The 12,316-nt window shown below is 65.8% G+C and carries 11 protein-coding genes; 2 read left to right on the top strand and 9 right to left on the bottom strand.

What is annotated here, in order from left to right; translation table 11 throughout:
* The first annotated feature begins 32 nt into the window (after nucleotides 1–32).
* A complete protein-coding gene (gene hemN, locus C7T96_RS13705; RefSeq protein WP_106571777.1) occupies nucleotides 33–1,382 on the top strand; it encodes an oxygen-independent coproporphyrinogen III oxidase in 1,350 nt (449 codons plus the stop codon).
* Nucleotides 1,383–1,431: 49 nt separating this feature from the next.
* Here the strand turns inward: hemN and trpA are convergent, their stop codons facing one another.
* From trpA to trpB, 4 genes are read right to left on the bottom strand one after another with little or no spacing between them, the layout of a single operon-like run.
* Nucleotides 1,432–2,262 (bottom strand): tryptophan synthase subunit alpha, encoded by an 831-nt coding sequence (trpA, locus tag C7T96_RS13700; RefSeq protein WP_106571776.1) that lies wholly within the window; start codon nucleotides 2,260–2,262, stop codon nucleotides 1,432–1,434.
* Nucleotides 2,259–2,606 carry a divalent-cation tolerance protein CutA gene (cutA, locus tag C7T96_RS13695; RefSeq protein WP_158264365.1) on the bottom strand — a complete coding sequence of 116 codons (348 nt, stop codon included), beginning with the start codon at nucleotides 2,604–2,606 and terminating at the stop codon, nucleotides 2,259–2,261. Before cutA ends, trpA begins: the two co-directional genes overlap by 4 nt.
* The gene (locus C7T96_RS13690; RefSeq protein WP_106571774.1) at nucleotides 2,596–2,835 is read right to left on the bottom strand and encodes a hypothetical protein; all 240 of its coding nucleotides are present in this window, start codon (nucleotides 2,833–2,835) and stop codon (nucleotides 2,596–2,598) included. The genes cutA and C7T96_RS13690 overlap by 11 nt, the downstream gene beginning before the upstream one ends.
* A 31-nt stretch (nucleotides 2,836–2,866) precedes the next feature.
* The gene (gene trpB, locus C7T96_RS13685; protein WP_106571773.1) at nucleotides 2,867–4,093 is read right to left on the bottom strand and encodes a tryptophan synthase subunit beta; all 1,227 of its coding nucleotides are present in this window, start codon (nucleotides 4,091–4,093) and stop codon (nucleotides 2,867–2,869) included.
* Between the two features lie 272 nt (nucleotides 4,094–4,365).
* On the opposite strand from trpB, the gene C7T96_RS13680 reads away from it, so the two are divergent.
* Nucleotides 4,366–5,070, top strand: coding sequence for a GntR family transcriptional regulator (locus C7T96_RS13680; RefSeq protein ID WP_106571772.1), 705 nt, complete (start codon nucleotides 4,366–4,368; stop codon nucleotides 5,068–5,070).
* Nucleotides 5,071–5,222: 152 nt separating this feature from the next.
* On the opposite strand, the gene C7T96_RS13675 is transcribed toward C7T96_RS13680, so the two are convergent.
* From C7T96_RS13675 to C7T96_RS13655, 5 genes are read right to left on the bottom strand one after another with little or no spacing between them, the layout of a single operon-like run.
* Nucleotides 5,223–6,794: an ABC transporter substrate-binding protein gene (locus C7T96_RS13675; protein WP_106571771.1), complete on the bottom strand. Its 1,572-nt coding sequence runs from the start codon at nucleotides 6,792–6,794 to the stop codon at nucleotides 5,223–5,225.
* A gap of 39 nt (nucleotides 6,795–6,833) precedes the next feature.
* Nucleotides 6,834–7,928, bottom strand: coding sequence for a DUF917 domain-containing protein (locus C7T96_RS13670; RefSeq protein ID WP_106571770.1), 1,095 nt, complete (start codon nucleotides 7,926–7,928; stop codon nucleotides 6,834–6,836).
* On the bottom strand, nucleotides 7,925–9,049 hold the full coding sequence (locus C7T96_RS13665; protein WP_106571769.1) for a DUF917 domain-containing protein: 1,125 nt from the start codon (nucleotides 9,047–9,049) through the stop codon (nucleotides 7,925–7,927). The genes C7T96_RS13670 and C7T96_RS13665 overlap by 4 nt, the downstream gene beginning before the upstream one ends.
* Nucleotides 9,033–10,601 (bottom strand): hydantoinase/oxoprolinase family protein, encoded by a 1,569-nt coding sequence (locus C7T96_RS13660; RefSeq protein WP_106571768.1) that lies wholly within the window; start codon nucleotides 10,599–10,601, stop codon nucleotides 9,033–9,035. Before C7T96_RS13660 ends, C7T96_RS13665 begins: the two co-directional genes overlap by 17 nt.
* 33 nt (nucleotides 10,602–10,634) lie before the next feature.
* A complete protein-coding gene (locus C7T96_RS13655) occupies nucleotides 10,635–12,314 on the bottom strand; it encodes an ABC transporter ATP-binding protein (protein WP_106571767.1) in 1,680 nt (559 codons plus the stop codon).
* Nucleotides 12,315–12,316 lie beyond the last annotated feature (2 nt).

Genomic DNA, 12,316 nt, shown 5'->3' with positions numbered 1-12,316 from the left:
CCCAGGTCCTACGCACGATCGGAGACGGCCCCATGACAAAGGACATCATCGCGCGCGCCGGCGAGCAGGTGCCCCGTTATACCAGCTATCCGACCGCGCCGCATTTTCACGCCGGCATCGACGCGACGACCGCGGCGCAATGGGTCGCCGCCCTGCCGGCGGACGAGCCGGTCTCGCTCTATGTCCACATTCCCTATTGCGACCGGCTGTGCTGGTTCTGTGCCTGCAATACCAAACAGACCTTGCGCTACGGGCCCGTGCAAACCTATCTGCGCGCGCTCCACCAGGAAATCGCCACGGTCGGGCATCTGCTGCGACCGGACGTTGCGGTCAAGGCACTGCATTTGGGCGGCGGATCGCCGACCATGCTCAGGCCTGACGATCTCGTAGCGCTGGCAGGGCGGCTGCGCGCGGCCTTTCATTTCGAGCCCGATGCCGAGATCAGCGTCGAGATCGACCCCAACGACATGGACGACGCCCGCTTCGAAGCCCTGGCGAGGATCGGCATGAGCCGCGCCAGCATCGGCGTCCAGGATTTCGACCCCAAGGTGCAAAAGGCGATCAATCGCGAACAGAGCTTCGCGCTGACCAGCGCGGTGGTCGACAAGGCGCGCCGGCACGGCGCGCGCTCGGTCAATCTCGATCTGCTTTACGGCTTGCCGCACCAGACACTTGAAAGCCTGACGGAGACGATCGGCCAGGCGCTGTCGCTTGGGCCCGATCGCGTCGCGCTGTTCGGCTACGCCCACGTGCCGTGGTTCAAGAAGCACCAGACCATGATCGACGAGGCAGCACTTCCCGACGGCGCCGGGCGTCTGGCGCAGTTCCAGAAAGCCCGCGCCCTGATCGAGGCGGCCGGCTATCAGGCGATCGGCTTCGACCATTTCGCCTTGCCTGGCGACCCCCTGGCCGTGGCCGCGCGTGAGGGACGCCTGCACCGCAATTTCCAGGGCTACACGGAAGACGATTGCGCCACGCTGATCGGTCTCGGCCCGTCCTCGATCAGCCGGCTGCCGCAGGGCTATCTGCAAAACACGCCCGCCACCGCCCAGTATGAACGGCTGGTCGCCGGTGGAAAATTGGCTACCTGCCGCGGGATCGCCTTTTCGCAGGACGATCGCGCCCGCTCCTGGGTGATTGAAAGACTGATGTGCGATTTCGGCTTTTCCCCGCGTCGGGCCGAAGAATTGTTCGGCGCGCAGGGCCGCGAAATCGTCGTCGAAGCGGGCCAAATCGCCGGCGAAGGCGCCGATGCGATGCTGGAGCGGCGCGACGGCGATTTCGTCGTCCGGCCGGAGGCGCGGCCGCTGGTGCGTACTCTCGCCGCGCGTTTCGACCGCTATCTCGATGTCGGCGCCAAACGCCATTCGGCGGCCATTTAGACCCGCCCCGTCAAGCCGGGTCCGTCGACGCCTTCGCGGCCCGTATGGCTCAGGCCCGCGCCTCGATCATCGCCGCCTTGAGGCTTGCCACCAAAGACGAGACGGCGGCGGCCGGATCCGTGCCGCGCTGGCCGTCGGCGTCGAGCGTGGCAGCGACCGTGTTGACGATCGCCGTGCCCACAACCACCCCGTCTGCCTCCGCCGCGATCGCGGCGGCCTGTTCGGGCGACTTAACCCCGAAGCCGACGCAGACCGGCAGCGGCGTGTGTGCCTTGATGCGTCCGACCGCCTGGCCGACCCGGCTGGTATCGGGCAGAGCCGAACCGGTAATGCCGGTCATGGAGACGTAGTAGACGAAGCCGGACGTGTTCTGCAGCACGGTCGGCAGGCGCTTGTCGTCGGTGGTCGGGGTTGCGAGCCGGATGAAGTTGAGCCCCGCCTCCAGCGCCGGCACGCACAGCTCGTCATCCATTTCCGGCGGCAGGTCGACCACGATCAGCCCGTCAATGCCGGCCGCCTTCGCGTCCTTCAGGAAAGCCGCGACGCCATAGCTGTAGATCGGGTTGTAATAGCCCATCAAAACGATCGGCGTCTCGTCGTCGGCGGCGCGGAAATCCCTGGCCATGGCGAGTGTTTTCTTCAGCGTCTGGCCGCCCTTGAGCGCGCGCAGCCCTGCGGCCTGGATCGCCGGCCCGTCGGCCATCGGATCTGAAAACGGCATGCCGAGTTCGATGATGTCGGCGCCTGCCTGTGGCAGGGCCCGCATCACCGAAAGCGCGCTGTCATAGTCAGGGTCGCCTCCCATCATGTAGGTGACCAGGGCCGGACGGCCTTGCTCCTTCAGGGTCGCCATGCGGCGGTCGATACGCGTCGATTTCATGATGGTGTCGTTTCCTCTTCGATCCAGCGCGCGAACGCGGCGTCGACGCTGCCGCCGTCGTGGCGGATGATGGCCGGTGTGTCATAGGGGTGGCGTTCGGCGATGAAGGTTGCCAGGGCCTCGGCACGCGCCGTGCTCGTCTTGAACAGGACGGACACCTCGTTCTCCTCGGCGATTTCGCCCTGCCACCAATAGAGCGAACGCACACCCTCGAAAATGTTGGCGCAGGCGGCCAGTCGTGCCTCCAGCACGGCGCGCGCCATCGTGCGCGCATCATCGCCATTACCGAACGTGACGTGATACTCGACCACGACACGGCCTGGCGTGGCCGGTTCATTCGACATGTTCGCGCACCTCGATGGTAACGGCGAAGGCATAAAAGCCGTCGCGTTCGATCCGGCTTTTCGCCTCCTCGGCGTCGAAGGCGATGCGCGGGCGGTCGTCGTCGGCGATCGTGGTCATGAACGCCAGATTGCCGCTTTCGCGGATGCCCCGCGCGTTCTCGCCCGTATCGTCGGCGCGTATCGCGACATAATGGTGCCGGTTCTGCCTGGAGCGATAGATCTCGAACATGCCGATCCGCCTCCCGTGCGCTGGCTTGCCTTCACATATCCAGGCCGAGCATCTTGGCGACGGTGAAAATATCCTTGTCGCCGCGCCCGCACAGATTCATCACGATGATCGCCTCGCGATCCATCGTCGGCGCCCGCTTGACCACTTCGGCAAGCGCGTGCGCCGGCTCCAGTGCCGGAATGATGCCTTCGAGCCGGGTCAGGAGCTGGAAAGCCTCCAGCGCCTCGTCGTCCAGGATCGGCACGTAGTCCACGCGCCCGGCTTCCTTCAGCCACGAATGCTCGGGGCCGATGCCGGGATAGTCGAGCCCGGCCGAGATCGAATGGCCGTCTTTGATCTGGCCGTCGTCGTCCTGCAGCAAATAGGTCCGGTTGCCGTGCAGGACACCCGGCCGGCCCGCCGTCAGCGAGGCGCAATGGTCTTCCCCCGACAGCCCCCTGCCGCCGGCCTCCACGCCGACCATGCCGACATCGGGATCGTCGAGGAAGGGATGAAACAGACCGATCGCGTTCGATCCCCCGCCGACGGCGGCAACCAGCAGGTCGGGCAGACGTCCCTCGGCGGCCAGTATCTGCTCGCGCGTCTCGCGGCCGATCACCGACTGGAACTCGCGCACCAGCTCGGGATAGGGATGCGGTCCGGCGGCCGTGCCGATCAGGTAGTAGGTGTCCTCGACATTCGTCACCCAGTCGCGCAGCGCCTCGTTCATCGCGTCCTTGAGCGTGCCGTGCCCGGAGGTCACCGGCCGCACTTCCGCCCCGAGCAGCTTCATGCGGAACACGTTCGGCGCCTGCCGTTCGACATCGGTCGCGCCCATATAGACCACGCAGTCGAGCCCGAAGCGGGCCGCCACCGTCGCCGTCGCCACGCCGTGCTGCCCCGCGCCGGTCTCGGCGATGATGCGGGTCTTGCCCATGCGTTTGGCAAGCAGGATCTGGCCGAGGCAGTTGTTGATCTTGTGCGAGCCGGTGTGGTTGAGCTCGTCGCGCTTGAAATAGATTCTCGCCCCGCCGAGATGCTCCGTCAGCCGTTCGGCGAAATAGAGCGGGCTCGGCCGGCCGGTATAATGCCGGTTCAAATCGTCCAGCTCGGCCTGGAACTCGGCATCGGCGCGCGCACGCTGCCAATGATCCTGCAGGTCGAGGATCAGCGGCATCAGCGTCTCGGCGACGAACCGGCCGCCGAAAATGCCGAACATGCCGGCTTCGTCTGGTCCCGCGCGGAACGAATTCAAGGTGGGGGCGGCGCTGGTGGTCATTGGTCGGTGTCCTTGACGCGGCGAAGGGGCCTAAGCGGTCTGTATCCCTTTATCTGCGCATGGCATAAGGTGACAAGTCAAACACCCGCAACGCGGTCGTCTCGCCATTCCAGCCCCGAAAATGGCGCGTTTCGGGGATTCCATTGCCAGAAGGAGACAGACAACTTGTCCCTATCGTGCCGTGACCGAAAGCTGTCGGCTCCCCCCTCCCCGAACCGTGCCGGCACATATCCGGCCACGGACCGCGCGCGCCGGCCGGGGCGCGGCGTACGATGACCCGCACACCGCCGGTCTATCGACGCCTGGCCCAACGTCTCGCTGCCGAGCTGAGAACCGGCTTGTGGCGCCGCGGCGACGCCCTTCCGCCGGAAAACGAACTCGCCCGCGGGTATGGCGTCAGCCGGCGCACCGTGCGCCACGCGCTGGCGCTGATGCAAAGTGACGGGTTGATCGACAAGGGACAGGGCCGCAACGCCCGCTATTGCGCGCGCGTCATCGAAAGCCAGGGCCGCAATCTCGACGATTTCCCCACCGCCGCCCGCCAGGTCGGCATGACGCCGGCAACCCGTGTCCTGGGCGTTACTGGCCGCAGGTCTGGTCTTGCCGAAAGCCGCGCGCTCGCCTTGCCCGTTGGCACGACGGTGACCGAGATCGAACGGTTGCGGCTGCTCGACGGGCGCGCTGTCGTCCGCCAGTCCAGCGTGCTGCCGCAATGGGTGGCCGACACGCTGCCCGTCGACCGGCTGATGCGGGATTCGCTCTACGACCTGATCCGCCGCGCCACCGGCTCGACGCTCAGGATAGGCACCCAGCATTATTCGGCCGTCGCCGCCGCGCCCGGCCCGGCCTCCGATCTCGGCCTGGAGCCCGGCGCCAGCCTGTTGCGGCTGTGCCGGCTGGTCGTCGACGACAGGGGGCGACCGGTCGAATATTCCGACTCGCTGGTGCGCGACGGCTATTTCCGTTTCGACGACTGACATGCACCGACCGCTCAACCCGATAAAAATCAAGTTAACTCAGATAATTATACCAAAAAGCCGATTCACGTCGGCAAGCCCTTGAATCGCTACTCAAACAAAAACGACCGGCGCACGAGGCGCCGGCCGTTCGCTCCAACCGGTGGTTCCGGCTAGCCTTCGCAGTCCCACCAGAAGCGCGAGAAATCCGTGTCCCAACTCTGCATCGGCACCCAGGCATAACCCTGCAGGCAGCTATTGGCGGCAAACCGCTTCTTCTGGGTCAGCAGGTAGATGTCGGACTGCCGGTCATGCAGTTTCTGCTGGATTTCCTTGTAGATCGCGTTGCGGGCCTCGACATCGGTCTCGCCGCGCGACTTGTCGATCAGCGCGTCGATCTCGGGGTCCATCACCCATTCCATCGACGACCAGGTGCCCTTCGCCTTGGAATGATACTGGACGTAGAAGACGGAATCCGGCGAGGGATAGGTCGGCCCGTAGAAGACCTGGGTCGAAGCCGGGGTCGTGTCGACCGCCGAGGCCAGTTCGGTGATCCGGTTCCACGGCTCCGGCTGCAGCTCGACCTCGAAGCCGATGGTCTCGAGCGTCGACTTGAGCAGCAACCCGATCTCTTCCTCGAACGCGGTCTTGGCGACATAGGCGTGGGCGAGCTTGATCGGCGTGTCGCCGGCATATTTCGACTTGGCGACCTCTTCCTTGGCCTTTTCGAGGTTGAATTCCGGCGCCGGCAGGCTGTCGAGATGGGCGTCGGCGAACACCGGCGCCAGCGGCCCCTTCAACTCGCCGCCCGGATAGATCACCTCGCGGATCGTGGCGTAGTCGGTCGCATAGGCGATCGCACGGCGAATATGAACGTCGTCGGTCGGCGCCACCTGGTTGTTGAGCTTGATGTAGAAGCCGGTCGCCGTGTCGGCGGCGATGATCTTGTAATTGTCGAGCTTGTCGATCGCGTCATAGGTTTCGTTCGACTGGTACTGCGACGACATGCCGAGTTCGCCCTTGGTGGCGAGCGCCTTGACCGTCGCCTCGTCGCGGGTGATCACGAACCGCAACTCGTCGATCGGCTTCTGCTTCGGCCAGCCCATGTGGTAGTCGCCATAGCGCTCCATCACCATCTGCGCGCCCCGGGTCCAGTTCGCCAGGCTGTAGGGTCCCGCGCCGGCCGACGCGTCGGCCAGATAGGTCTCGCCCCATTCCCCGTCGCCCTTCTCCTTCACCAGGTCGGAATTGACCACCAGGATCAAAGGCGTGTTGGAGATGAACGGCGCGTAGACGCGGTTGAGCGTGATTTCGACCGTGCGGTCGTCGAGCGCCTTGACGGCGTCCGGCTCCACCAGGCCGGTAAACAGATAGGCCGGGCCCTCGTTGATCGCCAGCAGGCGCTGCATGGAATAGACCACGTCCTTGGCCTCGACCGGGCTGCCGTCCTGGAAGGTCGCGTCGGCCTTCAGCTTGAAGGTGTAGGTCTTGCTGTCGTCCGAAATCTCCCAGCTTTCGGCGAGCTGCGGCACCACCGCGCCCGTCGCGTCGACGGTGGTCAGCGCGTCGTAGAGATTCACGATCGCCATATATTCGGTGTAGTCGTTGACCTTGGCGGGATCGACCGTGCCGAAGATCTGCACCGCGTTGACGACCAGCGATATCTTGTCCTGGGCAAGGGCCGCCGGCGCCAGCGCGCTGGTGCCCAAGAGGGCTGCAAGTGCGACTGGAAGCATATGTTTCATGGCTTTCTCCTCTGGATTTATGGTTGCGGTTCTTGAACGTCAGGCGGCTTTGGTCAGCTTTTCCAGGGGGATGAAGTCCTGGTCGTAGCCGAAGTAACGCGGACCAACGAGCTCGAGCCCGGCCTTGGTGCGCCATTGCGGATCGCTCGGCATGCCGATGAACGACAGGGCAAGCCCGTAGCGAAGCTGCTCGGTGGTGATCGGCAGGCCGCCATCGGCGTCGAGGGCGCAGATCAAATCCGGCGTGGTGGCGAGCGCGGTCCCGTCGCCGTCGCGGGCAATCAGGAACTCGTTCTGGAACTCGACCGAGAAATTGCGGCCCTGATCGGCGTCGACCCCCTTCAGGATCGCCTTGCCGCGCGCGAACCCGCCGGTCGTGCGCCGCTCGATATCGACCACGCGGGCGGTAAAAAGGCGCCGCCCGTCGAGCCTTGCGATCAGCGCCTCGGCCGGATTGCGGTTCTGCGCCCGCTCGCCGGCGATCGTCTCGCCGACTTCCTTGATCAGCGAGAGCGTGTTGCGCAAGATCCCCTTCTTCATGCGCGCGCCCTGCATGGGATAGATCGCCACCAGCGCCGCGCCACCCATCTCCACCGTCTGGGCCCGCGCCAGCTTTTCCGTCCACTGGTTCGAGATCGTGTTGATGACGGAGGAATTGCCCTTTTCGTCGGCGATCACCATCGGCGTGGCCGCGACCCCGTGCATGGTGAAGCTCACCATCTGCAGTTCGGGAAAGGCGCGTCCCATGCCGTCGCCGTCGATCAGCGGCAGCCCGGTCGCGGCGGCGACCGCGAACGGAATGGTCGAGTTGAGCCCGCCCGCCTCGATGCAGATCAGCGCGTCGGCCTTGCGCCCGAGAAAGGTCTCGAGCTGGGCCAGCGCCTCGCGCGCCTCGTCGCCGCGCGGCAGTTTTTCCACCATCACCGTCGGCGCGCCCATCATCGCCACCGGCACGCACAAGGCGTCGTCGGCAACCTCCTCGGCATCGATCACACGCACCGGACCGTATTGTTCGATCGCCGCGCGCGCCATCAGCTTGCCGATATGCGGGTCGCCGCCGCCGCCGGTTCCCAAAAACGCGCCACCCAGCGCGATCGGCTCCATATCGTCGGCCGAAACCGTGAATGTCGTCATGTGGCGCTCCCTTGTGTCGGCTCGTCCGCTTGTATCGGCCGGTAGGCGATATCGTCGAAGCCGAAGCCCTTCGGGCCGACGACTTCCAGCGCCTCGGGCGTGCGCAGCAGCGGGTGGCAGGGCAAGGCCACCACCGCGACCCGCTGGCCGTAGCGCAGCATCTCGGTGGTGATGGCGTTGCCGGTGTCGATATCGAGAATGATGATCAGGTCGGGCACGGCGATCTCGACTACGCCGTCGCGCTTGAACACCAAATTCTCGTTCTGGATCAGCACCGCGGCCGTCTGGTCGTTACAGCCGTCGAAGCCTTCGATGATCGCCTCGCCGGTGACGAAGCCGCCCTTCAAGTGCCGCTTGAGATCCTTGATCTTGCCGGTGAAGCAGACCCGTCCGCTCTCCATCTCGCAGATCGCCGCGATCGGGTCGGCGTGGCGCTGACGCGCCTCGATCACCGCGCGGCCGAGCGCCACCGCCTTGGTATAGGAATCGGGGATGGAGAACTGCTTGACGAAGGCGCCGCTCATCGGCGCGCTGGCCAGCGTCGAAGCCCCGCCCTGCGAAATCACGCAGGCGCGCGCCATGCGCTCGTGCCATTTCTCCGAAATCGCATGGTCGAAGATGACGACGTTGCCGTGCGGGTCGCACATCACCGACGGCGTGGAACGGTGGCCGTAAATCGAATAGGTCGTCATCTGCATTTCGGGAAAGGCGCGCCCCATGCCGTCGCCGTCGACCACCGGCAGCCCGGCCAGCGAGGCGGTGATCAGCGGCTCCATCGCGTTCTGGCCGCCGATTTCCTCGCAGGCGATCGCGTCGGCCTTGAAACCGAGGCGCTCCTCCAGCGCGCGCACGCAGCGCAGCCCCTCGCGACCTTCCTTGATGCGCTCGAACGAAATCAGCGGCGCGCCGATGCCGCCCAGCGACACCACCTTGGCGTCGTCGGGCAGATCCTCCATCTTGATCACGCTGAGCGTGTGACCGGCGCGCAATGCCTGGCGCGCCCTGAGTTTGCCGATATAGGGATTGCCGCCGCCGCCGGTGCCCAGGATCGCCGAGCCGATCTCCAGCGCCTCGATGTCGGCTTCCGTCAACCTCCAGAGTTTGTCAGGCCGGGAGAGCATCGCCGCCTCCCATCTCGCCAACCACCTTGACGTGGATGCGCGTCGCGTTGCCCGGCAGATAGGCCAAGGGCACGTCCTCGCGCTCGATGACCTCGATCGTGGCGGCGTCGGCGCCGGCCCCGATCGCCTTTTCGGTGGCCTCCTCCTCCGCCTGTTTCAGGCAGCTTTCACGCGTCAGCCCGTTTTCCAGCGAATAGATGCGGTCAACCTCGCCGCTGATCTGCGCGATCGCGGCGCCGACGGCGTTGGCGACGGCGAAATGGTCAGGTCGCAGAACTTCGAGATCGCCGAGCCGGTTCGGCATCAGGATCGAGCCGCCGCCGACCGCGATCACCGGCAGCGGTTCGGGCGAGATCCGGCTGCGCTCCACCGCCGCCTCCAGCATCGCCGTCATGGCGACGCGGGCGCCTTGTGCGAGGTCGGCATCGACCGAAGCGATCCTGGACTTGTCGCCGATCTCGGCTTCGCCGAGGGCGACCGCGATGTCGGTCGCCGTCAGCGTGTCGCCGCCGAACACCAGCGCCTCGCGGGTCAGGCGGTAGCCGACCGATTGCGGCCCCACCGTCACCGCTCCGTCGGGGCCGCGCCGCACCAGCGACCCGCCGCCCAGGCCGATCGAAAACACGTCCGGCATGCGGAAATTGGTGCGCACACCGCCAATGTCGACCACGGTCGCCGCCTGGCGGGGAAAGCCGAGCTGCAGCGCACCGACATCGGTGGTCGTGCCGCCGATATCGACGACAATGCCGTTCTTGATGCCGGTCAAAAACGCCGCGCCGCGCATCGAATTGGTCGGTCCGGACGCGAAGGTCAGCACCGGGAAGCGCTTGACCATCGCCGCATCCATCAGCGTGCCGTCGTTCTGGGTGATGAAGAACGGACAGTGTAGACCGGTCGACTTCAGCGCCCCGGCGAAGGCGTCGACCGTGCGCGCGCTGAGCGCGAGCAGGCTGGCGTTCATGATCGCCGCGCTTTCGCGCTCCAGGAGCCCGATGCGACCGATATCCGACGACAGAACCACCTGCAGGTCGGGGCATTTTTTCAAAAGTCGATCCCTGGCGTCGAGTTCCATCTGCCGGTTGATCGGGCTGAAGACCGAGCTGATCGAGGCCGTGCTGATCTTCTTGGCCAGAATGTCGTCGGCGATGCGGTCGATCTCCTCGCCGTCGAGCGGTGCGATCTCGCGCCCGTCGAACTCGTAGCCGCCGCGCACCAGATAGCCGAGGTCGCCCGCCGCCTCGCGCAGATCCTGCGGCCAGTCGACCATCGGCGGCAGGCAGGCGGTCGCCGGCAGGCCGAGCCGGATCGCGGCGACCGGGCTGATATGTTTGCGTTCGATGACGGCATTGGTGAAGTGGGTGGTGCCGATCATCACATTGGCGATCTTGGCGCGATCGACGCCGGCCTTCGACAGCACGTTTTCCAGCGCTTCGAGCACGCCGGAGGTCACGTCCTCCGTGGTCGCCGCCTTCACGCCGGCAAGCACCTCGCGGTCATGCATGACCACGGCGTCGGTATTGGTTCCGCCTACATCGATCCCCAGACGATACACCGCATTTCTCCTTTCCTGGTTTGCCGGCGGCGCTCAGGCGACCGCATCGACAAGAAACCGCTTTCTCTCCTCCGCCGAGACGGAGGGTTTCATTTGTTCTTCCTCGTCGCCCATGACCGGGACGGCCGCGATCAGCGCGCGCGTATAGGCATGGGCCGGCTCGGCGAAGACCGCCTTCGGCTCGCCCTCCTCAACCAATTCGCCGCGCAGCATCACCGCGATGCGGCTGCAGAAATTGCGCATCAAAGACAGGTCGTGCGAGATGAACAGATAGGTCAGGCCCAGCTCGTCGCGCAGGCGTTGCAGAAGCGCGATGACGTTTTTCTGCACCGACACGTCGAGCGCCGAGGTCGGCTCGTCGAGCACGATGATCTTGGGATTGGCCGCGAGCGCCCGCGCGATCGCCACGCGCTGTTTCTGGCCGCCGGACAATTCGTGCGGATATTTCGACACATAGTGCGCCGGCAGGTCGACATGGCGCAGCAATTCGGCGATCCGCGCGTCGAAACGCGCCCGCTCGAGGCCGGCGAAGGTGAGCGGCACCGACAGCGTCTGCCCGACGGTGCGCTTCGGGTTCAGCGACGTGCCGGGGTTCTGGTAGACGATCTGGGTCAGGTGGCGGAAGGCGTCGCTGCGCCCCGTCCCGGCCATCGTCGCGCCGTCGACGGTGATGGCGCCGGCGCTGGGCGCGATCAGGCCCATGATCATGCGCGCGACCGTGGTCTTGCCGGAGCCGGATTCGCCGGCCAGCCCGAAAATTTCGCCCTTGCGGATCGCCAGATCGACGTCCTTGACGGCGACGTGCTCGCTGCCGCGGCCGATCAGGCGCCGCTCGGAGAACGTCTTCGACACGCCCTCGAGCGCGATGATCGTCTCGCCCTCGACGGCAGGCTGGTCGACCACTTTGGGCCCGTAGAGCGGCGGGATCGCGTCGACGAGCTCGCGCGTATAGGCCTCGCGCGGGCTGGTGAAGAGTTGGCGCAGAGGCCCGTGCTCGACGATTTCGCCGTGGCGCATGACATAGATGTCGTCCGCCATCTGCCGCACGACGCCGAGATTATGGGTGATCATCAACAACGACAGGCCGTTTTCGGAGACCAGCCGGTTGATCAGCTTCATGATCTCGTCCTGGGTGGTGACGTCGAGCGCGGTGCCCGGCTCGTCGGCGATCAGCAGCTTGGGCTGGTGCAACAGCGCCAGCGCGATCAGCACGCGCTGGCGCATGCCGCCCGACAATTGTGCCGGATAGGCCGAGAACACCCGCTCGGGATCGGAAAGCTGGACCTTGCGCAACACCTCATAGATGCGTTTCTGGCGCTCCGCCGGGCTGGACCGTTCGCCCAGGCGCATATCGGCGAAGCGCATCACGTCGTCGAGATGGCGTCCGATGCGGAAGACCGGATTGAAGGAGGAGAGCGGGTCCTGCATGATCACCGAAAAGGCCGTGCCTTTCATGCGGTCGCGCTCGGCTTCGGCAAGCTGCAGCACGTCGCGGCCCTCGAACAGGATCGAACCGCCTTCCACATGCGCGTTGCCCGGCAGCGTGCCGAGGATCGACTTGGCCGTCACCGACTTGCCGGACCCGGTCTCGCCGATCAGCGCGACCCGCCCGCCCTCGGGGATCGACAGCGAGACGTTCTTGAGAACGTGGGCGCGGTAACCGTAGGTGCGGAAGGCGACGTCGAGATCGCGGATGTCGAGAAGAGTGTCCATCC

This window comes from Nitratireductor sp. StC3 (assembly GCF_003015025.1).
GTDB lineage: Bacteria > Pseudomonadota > Alphaproteobacteria > Rhizobiales > Rhizobiaceae > Mangrovimarina > Mangrovimarina alexandrii.
The sequence above is the reverse complement of the archived record's forward strand: the minus strand, read 5'-3'. Positions and strand labels throughout refer to the sequence as shown.

Excerpts from the sequence above, each read along its gene's own strand:
- trpA (WP_106571776.1), bottom strand. The coding sequence starts at position 2,262 with ATGAAATCGACGCGTATCGACCGCCGCATGGCGACCCTGAAGGAGCAA.
- cutA (WP_158264365.1), bottom strand. The coding sequence starts at position 2,606 with ATGTCGAATGAACCGGCCACGCCAGGCCGTGTCGTGGTCGAGTATCAC.
- C7T96_RS13670 (WP_106571770.1), bottom strand. The coding sequence starts at position 7,928 with ATGACGACATTCACGGTTTCGGCCGACGATATGGAGCCGATCGCGCTG.
- C7T96_RS13655 (WP_106571767.1), bottom strand. The coding sequence starts at position 12,314 with ATGGACACTCTTCTCGACATCCGCGATCTCGACGTCGCCTTCCGCACC.
- C7T96_RS13690 (WP_106571774.1), bottom strand. The coding sequence starts at position 2,835 with ATGTTCGAGATCTATCGCTCCAGGCAGAACCGGCACCATTATGTCGCG.
- trpB (WP_106571773.1), bottom strand. The coding sequence starts at position 4,093 with ATGACCACCAGCGCCGCCCCCACCTTGAATTCGTTCCGCGCGGGACCA.
- C7T96_RS13675 (WP_106571771.1), bottom strand. The coding sequence starts at position 6,794 with ATGAAACATATGCTTCCAGTCGCACTTGCAGCCCTCTTGGGCACCAGC.
- hemN (WP_106571777.1), top strand. The coding sequence starts at position 33 with ATGACAAAGGACATCATCGCGCGCGCCGGCGAGCAGGTGCCCCGTTAT.
- C7T96_RS13665 (WP_106571769.1), bottom strand. The coding sequence starts at position 9,049 with ATGCTCTCCCGGCCTGACAAACTCTGGAGGTTGACGGAAGCCGACATC.
- C7T96_RS13680 (WP_106571772.1), top strand. The coding sequence starts at position 4,366 with ATGACCCGCACACCGCCGGTCTATCGACGCCTGGCCCAACGTCTCGCT.